This is a genomic window from Streptomyces sp. NPDC004752, assembly GCF_053601275.1.
This window is the reverse complement of the sequence record NZ_JBSGBN010000029.1, coordinates 1-15,930: the sequence shown is the minus strand read 5'-3', so window position 1 is coordinate 15,930 and position 15,930 is coordinate 1. Positions and strand designations below refer to the sequence as shown.

Annotated in this window: 14 protein-coding genes and 1 pseudogene; 10 read left to right on the top strand and 5 right to left on the bottom strand. The window is 72.0% G+C overall.

The annotated features are described in order from the left end of the window. Positions 1 to 218: 218 nt before the first annotated feature. Genes ACWEKM_RS14720 through ACWEKM_RS14710 form a run of 3 tightly spaced genes read right to left on the bottom strand, consistent with a single transcriptional unit; the run spans position 219 to position 2,958 of the window. Positions 219 to 1,025, bottom strand: a complete 807-nt coding sequence (locus ACWEKM_RS14720) for an amino acid ABC transporter ATP-binding protein (RefSeq protein WP_451621538.1) — start codon at positions 1,023 to 1,025, stop codon at positions 219 to 221. Then, on the bottom strand, positions 1,022 to 1,960 hold the full coding sequence (locus tag ACWEKM_RS14715) for an amino acid ABC transporter permease (RefSeq protein WP_451621537.1): 939 nt from the start codon (positions 1,958 to 1,960) through the stop codon (positions 1,022 to 1,024). The genes ACWEKM_RS14720 and ACWEKM_RS14715 overlap by 4 nt, the downstream gene beginning before the upstream one ends. Positions 1,961 to 1,998: 38 nt before the next feature. Continuing rightward, a complete protein-coding gene (locus ACWEKM_RS14710) occupies positions 1,999 to 2,958 on the bottom strand; it encodes an ABC transporter substrate-binding protein (protein ID WP_451621536.1) in 960 nt (319 codons plus the stop codon). 543 nt (positions 2,959 to 3,501) lie between these two features. Here ACWEKM_RS14710 and ACWEKM_RS14705 point away from each other — a divergent pair. From ACWEKM_RS14705 to ACWEKM_RS14685, 5 genes and pseudogenes are all read left to right on the top strand, one after another. Next, complete coding sequence (locus tag ACWEKM_RS14705) at positions 3,502 to 4,725, top strand: NAD(P)-dependent malic enzyme (protein WP_451621535.1); 1,224 nt, start codon at positions 3,502 to 3,504, stop codon at positions 4,723 to 4,725. Positions 4,726 to 4,837: 112 nt separating this feature from the next. Continuing rightward, positions 4,838 to 5,026: pseudogene (locus ACWEKM_RS14700) on the top strand (NAD-dependent malic enzyme); the annotation flags it as partial. 576 nt (positions 5,027 to 5,602) lie between these two features. Then, positions 5,603 to 6,568 carry a zinc-binding dehydrogenase gene (locus tag ACWEKM_RS14695; RefSeq protein WP_451621534.1) on the top strand — a complete coding sequence of 322 codons (966 nt, stop codon included), beginning with the start codon at positions 5,603 to 5,605 and terminating at the stop codon, positions 6,566 to 6,568. A gap of 105 nt (positions 6,569 to 6,673) precedes the next feature. Beyond that, positions 6,674 to 6,883: a helix-turn-helix domain-containing protein gene (locus tag ACWEKM_RS14690; RefSeq protein WP_451621533.1), complete on the top strand. Its 210-nt coding sequence runs from the start codon at positions 6,674 to 6,676 to the stop codon at positions 6,881 to 6,883. After that, the gene (locus ACWEKM_RS14685) at positions 6,883 to 7,446 is read left to right on the top strand and encodes a Clp protease N-terminal domain-containing protein (protein ID WP_451621532.1); all 564 of its coding nucleotides are present in this window, start codon (positions 6,883 to 6,885) and stop codon (positions 7,444 to 7,446) included. Before ACWEKM_RS14690 ends, ACWEKM_RS14685 begins: the two co-directional genes overlap by 1 nt. A gap of 99 nt (positions 7,447 to 7,545) precedes the next feature. Here the strand turns inward: ACWEKM_RS14685 and ACWEKM_RS14680 are convergent, their stop codons facing one another. Continuing rightward, the gene (locus ACWEKM_RS14680; RefSeq protein WP_451621531.1) at positions 7,546 to 8,610 is read right to left on the bottom strand and encodes a helix-turn-helix transcriptional regulator; all 1,065 of its coding nucleotides are present in this window, start codon (positions 8,608 to 8,610) and stop codon (positions 7,546 to 7,548) included. 1 nt (position 8,611) lies between these two features. After that, the gene (locus ACWEKM_RS14675; protein ID WP_451621530.1) at positions 8,612 to 9,559 is read right to left on the bottom strand and encodes a DUF4097 family beta strand repeat-containing protein; all 948 of its coding nucleotides are present in this window, start codon (positions 9,557 to 9,559) and stop codon (positions 8,612 to 8,614) included. Between the two features lie 471 nt (positions 9,560 to 10,030). Here ACWEKM_RS14675 and ACWEKM_RS14670 point away from each other — a divergent pair, with 471 nt between their 5' ends. The 5 genes from ACWEKM_RS14670 to ACWEKM_RS14650 form a co-directional block, all read left to right on the top strand. Beyond that, complete coding sequence (locus ACWEKM_RS14670; RefSeq protein WP_451621529.1) at positions 10,031 to 10,219, top strand: DUF6104 family protein; 189 nt, start codon at positions 10,031 to 10,033, stop codon at positions 10,217 to 10,219. A gap of 121 nt (positions 10,220 to 10,340) precedes the next feature. Next, positions 10,341 to 10,748, top strand: a complete 408-nt coding sequence (locus tag ACWEKM_RS14665) for a CU044_2847 family protein (RefSeq protein WP_451621528.1) — start codon at positions 10,341 to 10,343, stop codon at positions 10,746 to 10,748. Beyond that, positions 10,745 to 12,901 (top strand): VMAP-C domain-containing protein, encoded by a 2,157-nt coding sequence (locus ACWEKM_RS14660; RefSeq protein ID WP_451621527.1) that lies wholly within the window; start codon positions 10,745 to 10,747, stop codon positions 12,899 to 12,901. Before ACWEKM_RS14665 ends, ACWEKM_RS14660 begins: the two co-directional genes overlap by 4 nt. Before the next feature lie 171 nt (positions 12,902 to 13,072). Then, positions 13,073 to 14,089, top strand: a complete 1,017-nt coding sequence (locus ACWEKM_RS14655; protein ID WP_451621592.1) for an AAA family ATPase — start codon at positions 13,073 to 13,075, stop codon at positions 14,087 to 14,089. A gap of 7 nt (positions 14,090 to 14,096) precedes the next feature. Then, on the top strand, positions 14,097 to 15,930 hold a 1,834-nt coding region (locus ACWEKM_RS14650; protein ID WP_451621526.1), incomplete at its 3' end, for an SAV_2336 N-terminal domain-related protein.

Here is a 15,930-nt window from a genome sequence, read left to right as displayed (position 1 = left end):
AGCTGTCCCACTCCGACCCCCGCACACCCACGCCCAGCACCGCCCCCAGCCGACCGCCGGGCCTCCGTCCCCCCCCCGCCGCCCTACCCCGCCCGCCGGGGCGGCCGTTACACGGCCGTATACGACGGGCCGGCCGGCGGTACGCCAAGGGCGCGGGCCCGCGTGTCCCTGGAGGCAGCGCGGGCCCGTCGTAGCCGCCCCGGTTCGGTCGGCCGGGGCTACAGCACCTTCGACAGGAAGGACCTTGTGCGTTCGTGCTGGGGGTTGGTCAGCACCTCGCGCGGGTGGCCGGACTCGACCACCACGCCGTCGTCCATGAACATCAACGAGTCCCCGACCTCACGGGCGAAGCCCATCTCATGCGTCACGACGATCATCGTCATGCCGTCCTCGGCGAGGTCCCGCATCACGTCGAGCACCTCGCCGACCAGCTCCGGGTCGAGCGCCGAGGTCGGCTCGTCGAACAGCATCAGCTTGGGCTCCATCGCCAGGGCGCGGGCGATGGCGACCCGCTGCTGCTGGCCGCCGGAGAGCTGGGCCGGATAGTGCCCGGTGCGGTCGCCGAGGCCCACCCGGTCGAGCAGCCGCTGCGCACGCTCCCGGGCGACGGCCTTGGATTCCCGCTTGACCTGGACCGGTGCCTCCATGACGTTCTCCAGCGCCGTCATGTGCGGGAACAGATTGAAGCGCTGGAACACCATGCCGATGTTCCGCCGCTGCGCCGCGACCTCCCGCTCCTTCAGCTCGTACAGCTTGTCGCCGCGCTGCCGGTAGCCGACGAGGTCGCCGTCGACGTACAGCCGGCCGGCGCTGATCTTCTCCAGGTGGTTGATGCACCGCAGGAAGGTGGACTTGCCGGAGCCGGAGGGGCCGATGATGCAGAACACCTCGCGCGGGTTCACCTCCAGGTCGATGCCCTTGAGGATGTGCGAGAGCCCGAAGGACTTATGCACGCCCTCGGCCCTGACCATCGGCCCGCCGGCCGGACCGTGCCCGATGCCGGTGTCCTTGCTGAGACTGCTCATCGGGCCACCTCCGGGCGGCGGAACGAACCGAACAGGCGGAGGTTCTTTCTGAGCCGCTGCAACGGCGTCGGCGGCAGGCTGCGCGAGGAGCCGCGGGCGTACCGGCGTTCCACGTAGTACTGGACGATGCTGAACACCGTGGTCAGGATCAAGTACCAGATCGACGCCACGAAGTACATCTCGACGACCGCGAGCGAGGTGCTGGAGATGTCCGTGGCCCGCTTGATCAGCTCGTTGAACTGGACCGCGTAGGCGAGCGAGGAGGTCTTCAGCATGTTGATGAACTCGTTGCCGGTCGGCGGGACGATGACCCGCATCGCCTGCGGGAGGATCACCCGGCGCAGCGTCTGGCCCTGGGTCATGCCCAGCGCATGCGACGCCTCCGTCTGGCCCAGGTCCACCGACTGGATGCCGGCCCGGACGATCTCCGACATGTACGCCGCCTCGTTCAGGCCGAGGCCCAGCAGTGCGGTCAGGAACGGCGTCATGACCTGGTTCATCTCGTTCTTGTAGAACCCCAGGTTGAGGATGGGGAACACCAGCGAGATGTTGTACCAGAGCAGCAGCTGGACGAGGACCGGGGTGCCGCGGAAGAACCAGACGTAGAACCAGGCCACCGTGCTGGTCACCGGGTTCGACGACATCCGCATCACGGCGATGACGACGCCCAGGACCAGGCCCAGCGCCATGGCGAGGACGGAGATGTACAGGGTGTGCCAGGCCCCGGACAGGATGGTCCCGTCCGTCAGGTACTGCGGGATGACGCTGTAGTTGATCTTCGCGTTGGAGAACGCCATGCCGATCAGCACCAGGACGGCGATGACCAGCGCGCCGGCCACCCAGCGGCCGTAGTGGCGCACGGGGATGGCCTTGATCTGTTCCGGTGGAACGGGTGGCACGGGTGGGGCGGGAATCTTGTCGACGGTGTCAGACACGGAGGCTGCCCTTCAGTCACTCGGGACGTTCAGGACGCTCAGGAACCGCCGTTGATCTTCGCCTCGGTCACCCCGCCGGCCGTGACGTTCCACTTCTCCATGATCTTGGCGTACTCGCCGTTCTTGATGATGGCGCTCATCGCCGCCTGGAGGGCGTCGCGCAGCTGGGTGCTCTCCTTGCTGACGCCGATGCCGTACGGGCCGGCCTCGATCTGATCGCCGATGACCTCGAAGTCCTTGCCGCCGCCGGAGGTCTTGGCGTTGTAGGCGGCCACCGGGAAGTCGTTCAGGTCCGCCACCGACGCGCCCTGCTTGAGGCGGAGCAGGGCCTCGGGGTCGGTGTCGAAGGTCTGTAGCGTGATCGCCTTCTTGCCGTCCTGCGTACACTTCTTGGTCTGCACCTTGGCGATGCCCTCGGACGTGGTGCCCTTCTGCAGGGCCACGACCCGGCCGCACAGGTCGTCCAGCGTCTTGATGCCCTTCGGGTTGCCCTTCTGGACGAGGATCGAGGTGCCGGCCGTGAAGTAGTCCACGAAGTCGACGCCCTCCCCGACCTTCTGGCCGTTGTCCGAGTTGATGCCGTTCTGGCGGTCCTTGGTGTCGTTCATCGCCGACATGATCACGTTGAACCGCTTGGCCTGAAGGCCGACGACGAGGTTGTCGAACTTGCCGTTCTGGAACTCGAACCGCACCCCCAGCTGCTTGCCGAGGGCGTCCGCGATGTCCGGGTCGATGCCGGTGGCCTTGCCGCCCTCCATGTACTCGACCGGCGGGTACGCGATGTCCGAGCCCACCTTGATGACGCCCGCCGCACGGATGTCCTTGGGGAGCTTGTCGGCGAGCGGCGCCGAGGAGGAGGAGTTGCCGGAGCCGCTGCCGCCCTTGTCGGTCTGGTCACCGCAGCCGGCGAGGAGTACGGCGCCTGCGACCGCGATCGCACCGACCGCTGCTAGCCGGGAGTGCGCGGCGGTCGTGCGACGGGTGGAGCGAGCGGTCATGGGGTTCCTCCGGCGGATGGGTGGCGATGCGATGCCGATGGGTCGACGAGACCACACACCTTCAGGTGTCCGCGACCTCGTGGGTTAACGCATCTTGCCATTCGGGCTACGCCGATCAGGCGACCCGCTATGTCAAAATCGGATAACGGGTGATCCCCGAACCGCCCAGGTCGGTACATCCAGCCGGACCGTCTGCGGAATTTCCCGGTACCGACCGGAATATCTACGGCACATCTCACCATGTGGTCGATGCTTGCCCGGTGTCGGTCGTCGTGCAGGCGAACGGGGCGCGGCCTGCACGTCACCGGAGCGTGGCCGTCGTGCCGCACGGTGTGACCTTGGACCTATTGGACTCGTCGTTGGTGCCGTTCGTCGGGTAAGAAGGTGCTTTACACCCCTCATCCGGGGCTCAGGGCGCGTGTGCGGCGCGCCCCATCGCGTACGACCCGTACGTAACGGTCAAATCGGGTCATATGCGGTCCCGTCCACTCTTCACCAGGAGTGGCCCCACCCTCACACCATGAACACTGAAGGGGTAAACAAGTGGCAGCGGAGATCGTCAATCCTCGCAGCGACAGCAGTGCCGACCAGGACGGCGGGGCCGAGCCCCTCGATTCCTTCGACCCGGCCTTCGCTCTTCACCGCGGCGGCAAGATGGCCGTGCAGGCCACCGTGCCGGTCCGCGACAAGGAAGACCTGTCCCTCGCCTATACGCCCGGCGTCGCGCGCGTGTGCACCGCGATCGCGGAGCAGCCCGAGCTGGTCAACGACTACACGTGGAAGTCGTCCGTGGTGGCCGTCGTCACCGACGGCACGGCCGTCCTCGGGCTCGGGGACATCGGTCCCCTGGCATCCCTTCCGGTGATGGAGGGGAAGGCGATCCTGTTCAAGCAGTTCGGCGGGGTGGACGCGGTGCCGATCGCGCTCGACTGCACGGACACCGACGAGATCGTGGAGACCGTGGTCCGCCTCGCCCCGTCCTTCGGCGGGGTGAACCTGGAGGACATCTCGGCGCCGCGGTGCTTCGAGATCGAGCGCAGGCTCCAGGAGCGGCTCGACATCCCCGTCTTCCACGACGATCAGCATGGGACGGCGGTCGTGACGCTGGCCGCGCTGCGTAACGCGGCGCGGCTGAGCGGGCGGTCCGTCGGCGATCTGCGGGCCGTCATCTCGGGCGCCGGGGCGGCCGGTGTCGCCATCGCCAGGATGCTGGTCGAGGCCGGGATCGGGGATGTCGCGGTGGCCGACCGCAAGGGCGTCGTGTCGGCCGACCGGGACGACCTGACGCCGGTCAAGCGGGAGCTGGCCGGGTTCACCAACAAGGCGGGCATCTCGGGCTCGCTGGAGGACGCACTGGACGGCGCGGACGTCTTCATCGGCGTCTCCGGCGGTACGGTCCCGGAGGCGGCGGTGGCCTCGATGGCGGCGGGCGCCTTCGTGTTCGCCATGGCCAACCCGGATCCCGAGGTGCACCCGGACGTCGCCCACAAGTACGCGGCGGTCGTCGCGACCGGCCGGTCGGACTTCCCGAACCAGATCAACAACGTGCTGGCGTTCCCCGGCATCTTCGCGGGCGCACTGCAGGTGCGGGCCTCTCGGATCACCGAGGGGATGAAGCTCGCGGCGGCGGAGGCGTTGGCGGCGGTGGTCGGTGACGATCTTGCCGCTGACTATGTCATTCCCTCGCCGTTCGATGAGCGGGTCGCCCCCGCGGTGACGGCGGCGGTGGCCGCCGCGGCCCGGGCCGAGGGCGTCGCCCGCAGGTGAGCCCGAGTCGGTGGGTCTGCGGCGGTGGGCCCGTGTCGGTGGGTCTGCGGCGGTGGGTCTGCGTTGGGGGCCCGTGCCGGTGGGCCCGCGCGGGCGGGCTGTGCGGGTGCGCCTGTGGGTGCGGGCCTCTCGGGTCACTGAGGGGATGAAGCTCGCGGCGGCGGAGGCGTTGGCGGCGGTGGTCGGTGACGATCTTGCCGCTGACTATGTCATTCCCTCGCCGTTCGATGAGCGGGTCGCCCCCGCGGTGACGGCGGCGGTGGCCGCCGCGGCCCGGGCCGAGGGCGTCGCCCGCAGGTGAGCCCGAGTCGGTGGGTCTGCGGTGGTGGGCCCGTGTCGGTGGGTCTGCGGCGGTGGGTCTGCGTTGGGGGCCCGTGCCGGTGGGCCCGCGCGGGCGGGCTGTGCGGGTGCGCCTGTGGGTGCGGGCCTCTCGGGTCACTGAGGGGATGAAGCTCGCGGCGGCGGAGGCGTTGGCGATGGCTGCCGCCGCGGTCCTGGCCGAGGACATCGCCCGCAGATGAGCCCGAGTTGGTGGGCCCGTGTCGGTGAGCCTGCGGCGGTGGGCCCGTACGGGCGGGCTGTGCGGGTGCGGTGGTGGGTCGGCATGGGCGGGCTGTGCGGGTGCGTCGGTGCTGGTGGGTTTGTGACGGACCGGCGGTGCCCGTGCGCCGCTGACTTCGCGTCGGTGACGGACCGTCGGTGATCGCTTGCCGGTGGCCTGGGGCTGCCGGCTCCGTTGTGGGTGACCTCGTCATGGTCCTGTCCGTTCGGACGGGGCCGTGACGGCGCCGGTTCCGGCCCGTCCGGGACACAAGAGGGCGTGTGTCACAGGCCCGCCTGGTTCCGCCGGTGGGCCGGGGAACCTATCGTCGAGCCCATGTTCGCTGTCTACGCCACCCGAATCGACCGCGACCAGCCGCTCTCCGGCCTTGAGTCGGGGGAACGCCCGGTCCCCGAGGCCCGCCCCGGCTGGAGCACCGTCGACGTCCGGGCCGCCTCCCTCAACCATCATGACCTGTGGTCGCTCCGGGGCGTCGGTCTTCCGGAGGACCGGCTGCCGATGATCCTCGGCTGCGACGCCGCCGGCGTCGACGAGGACGGCAACGAGGTCGTCCTGCACTCCGTCATCGGCCAGACCGGCCACGGCGTCGGCCCCAAGGAACCCCGCTCCATTCTCACCGAGCGCTACCAGGGCACCTTCGCCGAGCAGGTCGCCGTGCCCACCTGGAATATCCTGCCGAAGCCCAAGGAGCTGTCCTTCGAGGAGGCCGCCTGTCTGCCCACGGCCTGGTTGACGGCGTACCGCATGCTCTTCACCAACGCCGGGGTGCGGCCGGGTGATTCGGTTCTCGTGCAGGGCGCGGGCGGCGGCGTGGCCACGGCCGCGATCGTGCTCGGCAAGGCGGCGGGGCTGCGTGTCTTCGCCACCAGCCGTGACGAGGCGAAGCGCAAGCGGGCCCTGGAGCTCGGGGCCGTCGAGGCGGTGGAGTCGGGGGCGCGGCTGCCGCAGCGGGTGGACGCCGTCATCGAGACCGTCGGCGCCGCCACCTGGTCCCACTCGGTCAAGTCGCTGCGGCCCGGCGGCACGATCGTCATCTCCGGTGCCACCAGCGGCGACCGGCCGTCCCACGCCGAGCTGACCCGGATCTTCTTCCTGGAGCTAAAGATCGTCGGCTCGACCATGGGCACCAAGGAGGAGCTGGAGGACCTGCTGTCCTTCTGCGCCGCCACCGGCGTACGCCCCGTCATCGACGAGGTGCTGCCGCTGGACCGCGCCCGCGAGGGCTTCGAACGGCTGGAATCCGGCGGCCAGTTCGGGAAGATCGTGCTCACCAACGGCTGACCGCGGCGCCCCTGCCGCACCGACGGCCGACCCGGCTCCCGGGTCGGCCGTCGGCTTATGTCAACCAAGGTTGACATGGCTCTCGTGTCAACGTAGGTTGACGTCATGACCGAGGCAACCAATCTCGCCGAGCGCGCGGGCGACCGCGACCCGCGGGTCGGGCTGCGGGCCGTTGCCGCCCTGCGCAGGCTGCTGGAGCAGCTGGAGGCCGTGCAGGTGCGCAACGCCCGCGACCAGGGCTGGTCGTGGCAGGAGATCGCCGCCGAACTCGGCGTCAGCAGGCAGGCCGTGCACAAGAAGTACGGGAGGCAGTGATGTTCGAACGGTTCACGAGGCATGCCCGTGAGGTGGTGCGCGGCGCCGTGGAGCATGGTGAGCGCGAGGGGGCGCGGTCCATCGACACCGGCCATATGCTCCTCGCGCTGCTCGATCGCGAGGGGAGTCGCGCCTCCTTCGCGTTGGCCGCGCTGGGCCTCGCCGACCGCGGGGAGTGCGTGCGCAACGCGCTCGGCGAGGCGCGGCGGCGGGGCGGTCTCACCCGGGCGGACGAGGACGCGCTCGCCGGGCTGGGCATCGATGTCACCGAGATCGTCCACCGGATCGAGGAGACGCACGGCGTCGGGGCGATGTCCGGCGACCGCGGGGGCAGCGGCTGGTGGTCCGGCCACCGCCCCTTCAGCCGGGGCGCCAAGGATGTCCTCGAACGGGCGCTGCGCACCGCCGTTGGCCGCCGTGACCGGCGCATCGGCGATGAGCACATCCTCATCGCGCTGACCGTCTGCCCCGGCGTACCCGCCGAGATCCTCGCCGATCACGGCGTGACATATGAATCCGTGACGCGGGTGCTGTACGGCGGTGGAGAGACGAAGGCGTCCTGAGCGGGCTTCCCCGGCCCGCGCCGGACGAGGGTGTCGGGCACGGGGAAGCGCGGCGTGCGGTGCCGCGGCGTACGGTGCCGGGCGGTCAGGGTCGGGTGGTCAGGGTCGTGGCCCGCGGAGGATCACACCGATGTGGGCCGCCGCCGTCGAGAGATGGCGGCGGGTGTCCCGCAACTGGTCGGTCGTGACACCGTGGTCGCGGGCCGCGTCCCGGATGTCGTCCCGGAAGCGGTCGAGGAGACGGTCCAGGTCACGGGCCGGATCGCCGCTGGTGTCCTCATGGGCCCAGGCCGGTTCGTAGTCGGCGGGGAAGTCCTCCGGTGTCTGCGCGTACTCCGGAGCGGGCGCGGCCTTGCGGGCCTCCGCCCTGGGTCCCTGATCGGGCCCCGCTCCCGCGCCGCCGCGGCCGAAGCCGAAGTCCTTGCCGAACTCGCCGAACTCCTTGGCGAGTTCGCTCAGGCCCTCGCGCACCCCCGTGGGCCAGTCGCCGCGCGTGAAGTGGTCCTGCACATGCTCCTGGACCCGCTGGGCGATCCGCTGCACCTCCTCCTGGGCCTGTGCCCGCGCCCGCGCCTGGGCCTCCTGGGCCTGGTGCCGCGCCCGCTGGGCCTCCTCGCGGGCTCTGCGGCTCTCGTCCTTGGCGCGCCGTGCCTGCTCCTTCCACTCCTGCTTGACACGGCGCATCTCGTCCTTGGCGGCGCGCCAGGCATCCTTGTCGCCGGGCTCGCCGTACTCACCGAAGGGGCCCTGCTCGGCGGCGCGGGTGCCGGTGCCGCGCCGGGCCTCGGAGGCGGCGGCCCGCATCTCGCGCCGCAGATCGCCCGCCGCGCCGCGCACATCGGCCCGGATCTCGGCGGCGAGTTCCGCGACCGACTCGCGGATCTCCAGCTCCAGGTCGGCCAGTTCCCCGCTGCGGTCGGCCAGTTCGGCGCGGCCCGCGTCCGTGATGGCGTACACCTTGCGGCCGCCCTCGGTGGTGTGCGTGACCAGACCCTCGGCCTCCAGCTTGGCCAACCGGGGGTAGACAGTGCCCGCCGACGGGGCGTACAGCCCCTGGAAGCGCTCTTCGAGGAGGCGGATCACCTCGTAGCCGTGGCGTGGGGCCTCGTCGAGCAGCTTGAGCAGGTAGAGACGGAGGCGGCCGTGGGCGAAGACGGGAGGCATGTCAGAGCACCTTCTTGTCGGTCGTGCCGTCGGCCGGGGCGCTCGTCGCGTCGGCTGCCGGGCCGGAAGCGGAATTGTCCCCCGACGCGTGCCGGGGCGCGGCCGGATCCGGCTCGGTGTCCCTCCAGACGGTGCCCTCGTCCTCCTTCGCCGGGCGGCGCAACAGGGCGATCGATCCGGAGACCGTGCTGGCCCGGAGCTTTCCGTTGCCCGCGCCGAGACGGCCGGTGATCTTGTGAGCGCCCCACTGGCCGTGCACCCGTAGGCCGTCGAAGGCGTTGGAGATCGTGCCGCTCGCCGTGTTCGCCTCCACCTCCGCGTCCGCCGGGTGCGGCAGCCGGATGGCGATCTCACCGGAGATGCTGGTCAGCCGGACGTCGGTAGGACCGTCCGGATCGAGGTCGAGGATCATGGATCCGCTGACGGAGTCGGCGCGCACCGAGGAGCCCGAGCCCTCGACGACGGTCAGGTTGCCGGAGACGGAGTTGAACCGCAGATCGCCGGTGACGGACTGGGCCTCCAGGCTGCCCGAGACCGTGTCCGCCCGGACCGGGCCGGACAGGGCGACGAGTGTCGTGTCACCGGTGACGCCCTTGACCACCGAGGCGCCGCGGATCCCCGAGACCACGGCGCCGGCGCCGACCACGCCCACCTCCACGCGGGTGTCCGCCGGGACCGCGAGCGAGACGACCGCGCTGCGCCGCCAGCCCTTGCGGTCCAGCCACTTGAGGAAGCCCTTCCAGGGCAGGTCCTCGTACGCCACCGTGAGTGTGCCGCCCTCCTGGGTGACCACCAGGGGCGGGCCCTCGATCCCCGAGACCTGCAGCCGGGCGGAACCCTCGTCCGTGCCCACGACGTTGACTGTTCCGTTGACGATGCGCACGTGCAGATCGCGCACGGGGTCGTCGAAGGTGAGCTTCGTCGGCTCTGTGACGGACCACTCGGACATGGTGCTGACCTCCTCGACGGAAACGCGACGCGCCATATCGCGTCTTCCATGAAACACGATATATCGTGGTCGTGGAAAGTCAAGACGCTCATGGCGAGACGCTCATAGACGGACGGATGGGCGGATGGCCTGGGCCCCGACCGCGGGGGCGCTGTTCCTGGAGCACGGGGCGCTCGGGCCGGCGTACGCGGCGGCTCGCCCGCGCCGTCGACCCGAGCGACCAGGCACGGCGCCCTGAGTGATCGGGCGCGGCGCCCTGAGCGATCGGGTGCGGTGACCCGAGGAGGCGGGCGTGGTGACCCGAGAGGGTCAGGTGCGGTGACCCGAGGGGGGTGGGAGCGGCCGCGCGGGACGACGGGTGCGGGCGCGGTGACCCGGGTCCGAGTCCGCTCGGGGATCCGTGGCCCCGCGGGTTGCATAGGCTGTGCGCAGGAGCCCGAGTGCACACATATCCGCAGGAGAGACGTTCCCATGTACTTCACCGACCGCGGCATCGAGGAACTGGAGAAGCGGCGCGGCGAGGAAGAGGTCACCTTCGAGTGGCTTGCCGAGCAGTTGCGTACGTTCGTGGACCTCAACCCGGACTTCGAGGTCCCCGTCGAGCGGCTGGCGACCTGGCTGGCCCGGCTCGACGACGAGGACGACGCCGACGACGCATAGCCCGGCAGCCCCAACGGGCCGTCCTGATACGGCCGTTCGCCACGCCTGGCGAATCGTTGCCCCTCCCGCTCGTCCGCATCGGGAGTTAGCCTTCTCCTCCCATCAGGCGAACGGGGGCGACATGGCCGGGGGAGTGGAACAGATACGGCTCGACGACGGAACCGTCGTCTGGGCCAGGATCGGCGCGGCGGACGACGCCGGGCCGGACGACGGGTACCGGGACACCGGGTTCGGGGGCCGGATCGTCGACATGGCAGGGGGACTGGCCGGCACGGTCGGGGGCGTCGTGCGCTCCCTGCGCGCCGGTCTGGACACCACCGAGCCCGTCGAGGTGTCCGTCAGCTTCGGAATCGAACTGACGGCGCAGTCGGGCAAGATCGTGAGCGCTATCGCCGAGGGCGGCGGCACATCCTCCCTGAATGTGTCCCTGACCTGGACCGAACCGGTGGGGGACGGGCCGGGGACCGATCCGGCGACGGACCGGCGCACAGGCGCGGCGACCGGTTCCCCGGCCCCCGACCCGGAATGAGCGCCTTCGACGAGTTGGTGCGCCCCTCGCTCGTACGCATCGGCGCACCGGACGACGGGTATGCAACCGACCGTGACGAGTACTGGGGATCAGGCTTCTTCATAGCCCCGGGCTGGCTGCTGACCTGCGCTCATGTCGTGGGGAAGGGGGGACCTGCGGTGTGGCGAGGCGAGAGGGTCGTGGGCGTCTCCTGGGAGGGCCGCAGCGCCGTCGGCGCCCGTCGGGAGCGGACCGCGACCGGCATGGTGGTCCTCGCCGAACCGCGCCCGGAGAACCCCGACACCGCGGGCGACCGCTGGCGGCTTCCGGACATCGCGCTGGTCCGGGTGCCGGGCGCCGAGGACGCGCGGTGCCTGTGGCTGAGCGACCGGGAGCCCAGCACCCCGGCCCCGATCAGCCTGCACGGCTGGTCCCGCAGGACCGGCGAGCTGGGCGTGCGGCACGGCGTCGGCGAGGCGGTCGGCTCGGACGGCGGGGCACTGCTGATCAACGGCAGCCTGCCGTTCGAGGGACTGTCCGGCGGGCCCGTGATCGACCGGCGCTACGGCGCGGTCATCGGCATGATCAAGGGCCGCGGCCGGGACGAGGGCGCCGCCGTCCCGATCACCGCACTGCGCGACCTGCTGGGCGTACGCGGCGGCGAGCTGGTGCACGAGGTCCTGCGCGCCCACGACCTGCACCACCTCGCCCTCCTCGACGATCCGGCGGAGTACGCGCACTGGCCCGCGGCGCAGACCGGTCTGCCCGGCTACGAGGGCTCCGGGATCACCCCCGAACTGCGGGCCCGGCTCTATGGCCACCTCGCGCACCTCCCGCCGCCGACCGGGCCCGGCGAGGTCGTCCACCTCGTGGAGGAGGTCAGGGCCCGGGTACTGAACAGCCGGCACCGCTCCCTGATCGTCCACGAGCCGTGCAGCTGGCGCGAGGGCGGTGGACTGCTGTACGGACTGCGCGCACCGGGGCAAGCCGCCGGCGGAGCCCTGGTCGACCTCGACGCCGTCCTGCTGTACGCGGCGTGGGTGGCCCGGTACACCGTCCAAAAACGCCCCGACGAGGTGGACCCGGAACGGCTGCGGGTCTTCGCCGACTGGATCACCGAACAGGCCGACCGGCACGAGTACTGGGCGGTCGGCGAGGCCATCCACGGCATCCTCGACGGCCTCCTCGACCCGGCCGCCGCGCACCCCGCGGAGCCGTCCGCGGCCCGCACCGACGTCCTCGTCAAGGTCGGCGAACCGGTGTACGGCGACCGTCACCCGTGGAGCGTCCAGCTCATCTACGACGGCCAGGACATCACGCCCGTGGCCGGGGACGACCGCGGGGTACGCGCCGACGAGCTGTCCGCCGTCCTGCGCGAGCCGCTGGCCCGCGCGCTCAGCCAGGGCGACCACGGCGAGCACCTGGCCGCGGTCGAGGTGTTCCTGCCGCGCCGCCTGTTCGACCTGCCCGTGGACGACTGGGGACTCGCCCCCGACGGCACCGCGGACGCGAACGGCGATGATCCCGCCGGTTCCGCCGGTCTCGTCGATTCCGTCGATTCCGTCGATTCCGTCGATTCCGTCGATTCCGACGATCCCGACGAGCGCGCCATGCCGCTCGGGCTGCGCCGGACCGTCGTCATCCGCGACGTGCGGCGCAACGCCAGGAGACCCTCGCCGGAGTGGCTCAAACGGTGGCGGGGCACGGCCCGCGGCCCGCTCTCCCACCAGCCGCTGCGCGGCGAGGCACCGGCCGACGGACACCCGCCCGGCGGTCGTACCGAGGGTGAGTACGCCGTCTACGGCCGGCTGTCGGCGCTGGGCAACGGCTGTGTACCGGTCTACTGCGGCCCGGTCGGCAGCGGCGAGGGCCAGGTGGCCATGAAGTACGCGCTCATGGCCGGCCACTCCGTGGTGCTGTGGCGCCGGGACCGGCATGACCACGAGGAGTGCCGGGCCTTCCACCGGCAGGCCGCCGACCTGCTGGGACTCGCCGAAGGGGCGGACGGGCTGCACGGCCATGTCCGCGATCTGCGCATCCGGCTCGCCGACCCCGACACCGTGCGCGCCCAGGGACTGCGCGGCAAACTGGCCGTGCTCTTCGACCCACCGGACCGCACCCCGTACGGAACGGAGCCCATGCGACCGCCACCCCTGGCCGCCCCCGGCGGCTGACCGCCCCCCATCGGACACCCCGTCAACCCAGCTGCACCACAAGGGCGTTCACGGACCGGGAATTCACATCGGGCGCCCTCGAAGCTCGGCAGGCACGGCCGCCTGGCGGTAACGTCATACGTCGAACGGCCGGGCCCGCAGCCTGATCACCGGAGCCGGGAGGAGCCCATGGTGAACGACTGGCGGATCTACCGCGGAGTGGGGCAGCCGCACGACGGAGTGGAGCGGCTACCCCCGCCGCCGCCCTGGCGCGACTTCGCGGCCGCCCAGGACGGGCCGGAGTCCGGCCCGGAGGACTCCAGCAGCGCCCGTCGGCTGGGCGTGCGCCGCCGTCTGGTCGAGAACTACGCCCCCCGGCCCGCCGAGGTCGACGCTGTCAACGCCGCGCTCTACCTGCGCCGCCCGCTCCTCGTCACCGGCAACCCGGGCACCGGCAAGTCCACCCTCGCCTACGCGGTCGCCCACGAACTCGGCCTCGGCAAGGTGCTGCGCTGGCCGATCGTCAGCCGCACCGCGCTCCACGACGGCCTGTACCGGTACGACGCGATCGGGCGCCTCCAGGACGTCCAGCTGGAACGCGCCCAGGGCGCCGAAGGGACCGCGGCGGCGGCCTCCGGCATCGGTTCGTACCTCCGCCTCGGCCCGCTCGGCACCGCCCTGCTCCCCGCCGAGCAGCCCCGTGTCCTGCTCATCGACGAACTGGACAAGAGCGACCTCGACCTGCCCAACGACCTGCTGAACACCCTGGAGGAGGGCGAGTTCGCGATCCCCGAGCTGGAGCGGCTCGCGGACCGCGAACCCGTCGTCCAGGTGCTCACCCACGACGGCGAGCGGGTGTCCGTGCACGGCGGACGCGTCGCCTGCACCGCCTTCCCGGTGATCGTCCTGACTTCCAACGGCGAGCGTGACTTCCCGGCACCCCTGCTGCGCCGCTGCATCCAGCTCGAACTGGAGCCGCCCGGCGAGGAACAGCTCACCGCCATGGTGGAGGCGCACCTCGGCGAGGACAGCGTGACCACGGGTCACGATCTGATCGCCCGGTTCCTGGACCGCGAACCGGGCGAGGTGGTCGCCGCGGACCAGCTCCTCAACGCCCTCTTCCTCACCCAGCACGCCGCGCGCGCGGAACGCCTCACCCGAGAGCGGATCGCGGACATGCTCATGCAGCCGCTCGACCGTACGAGGTGAGGGCCGGATGCGCGGCATGCGTCTGGACGAGCTGATCGGCAGGCTGCGTCGAGGCGGGCTCGAACTCACCGCGGAGGACGTCGCCGACGCCGTCTGGCTGGCCCAGCGGCTCGGCGCGGCCCCGCCCCGCGACGCGCCCCCGGTGCCCGGCCCGGCCCCGTTCACCCCGGCCCAGGACCCACCCGACCCCGGCCCGAAACCCGCGACCCGGCCGCAGGCCCCCGAGGCTCCGGCGCGGCCCGCGACGGACGTACCCTCCGCCCCCGTACCCCTGCACACCGCAGGCGCCGCCCCGCACGGCCTCGCCGACGGCACCCACTCCGTCTTCCCGGTTCGCGCGCCCGCCGCCGGCGCCCTGCCCGGACTGCTCGGCCTGGAGAAGGCGCTGAGAGCGCTCGGCCGCTACCGGTTCGCCACCGACACCCCCCGCGACGAGGACGTCGACGAGGAGGCCACCGCGGACCGCGCCGCCGCGAGCGGCGTACTGCTGCCCGTGACCCGGCCCGGCCGCCGCCACCGCTGCGACGTCCAACTGCTCATGGACACGGGCCCCGCCATGGCCGTGTGGGGACAGCTCGTCGAGGAACTGCGCCAGGCATGCCAGCAGTCCGGCGCCTTCGCCTCCGTCCGCGTCCACCACCTGTACGGCGACGACTCCGGCACCCCCCTGGTCGGCACCACCGCCGGACCCGGCGCGCACACCCGGCTGCGCAGGGCCGACGAACTGCACGACCCCACCGGCCGCCACCTCACCCTCGTGATCAGCGACTGTGTGGGACCGCTGTGGCAGAACGGCACCGCGCAGCGGCTGCTGCACGGCTGGCCGCGTACCGCGCCGCTGGCCGTCGTACAGCCGCTGCCGCCCCGCCTGTGGAGCCGCACCACGTTCCCCGCCGAACCGGGCCGACTGGTCCGCTCGGGCGAACCGGGTGGCCGGACCGGGTTCGTGCCGGACGAGGAACCCTGGGACGAACCGGCCGCCGACGCCCGGCCGGTGCCGGTGCTCCAGCCGACGCCGGAGGCGTTCGCGGCCTGGGCCCGGCTGCTGTCCGGCACCGGCCCGACCAGCGAACGCGCCTGGGCCGGGCTGACCACGCCCGCCGCCCCGGCGGCGCCCGGTACCGCCGCCCCGCGCAGCGACGACGAGATCCTGCGCGCCTTCCGCGCCGCCGCCTCGCCCGGCGCGCTGCGCCTCGCCGTCTACCTGGCGGCGGCCCCGCTCACCCTGCCCGTGATGCAGCTGGTCCAGCGCGCCATGCTCCCGGACACCGGCCCCGCGGAACTCGCCGAAGTGCTGCTCGGCGGTCTGCTCAGGCAACTGCCCGGCACCGAGGAACAGCCCTGCTTCGCCTACCCCGGCGGGCTCCAGGACCTGCTGCTCGCCTCCCTCGACCAGGACACCGCCGGACTCGTCCTCAAGCACTGCTCCGCCTACGTGGAACGGCACTTCGGCAAGGGCACCCGCAACTTCGCCGCGCTCGCCGCCGCCCGGCTCGCCGACCACGACCCGGCCGCCGGCACCGGCCGCCTCACCGACGACGGCGGGGCGCAGGACGCCCAGGGCGGCGTCGAGGCCGAACTGTTCGCCCGCATCCCCGCCCGGGTACTGCGCTTCTACCTGCCCGACCTGGTGACCCCCGAGCCGCTGGCCGAGGCGGAACGGCTGCTGGCCCAGTGGCGGCAGCTGGCCGACCCGGAGACGCTGCGCCGCGCACGGGAACAGGCCGAGGCCGCGGTGGGCACGCCCGGCGGCCCGGCCACCCCGAACCCCGCCGATGTCGTACGGGCCCGGCTGGTCCTCGGCCGGATCCTGCGGGCCGAGGCCGGCACGGCGGCGGTGC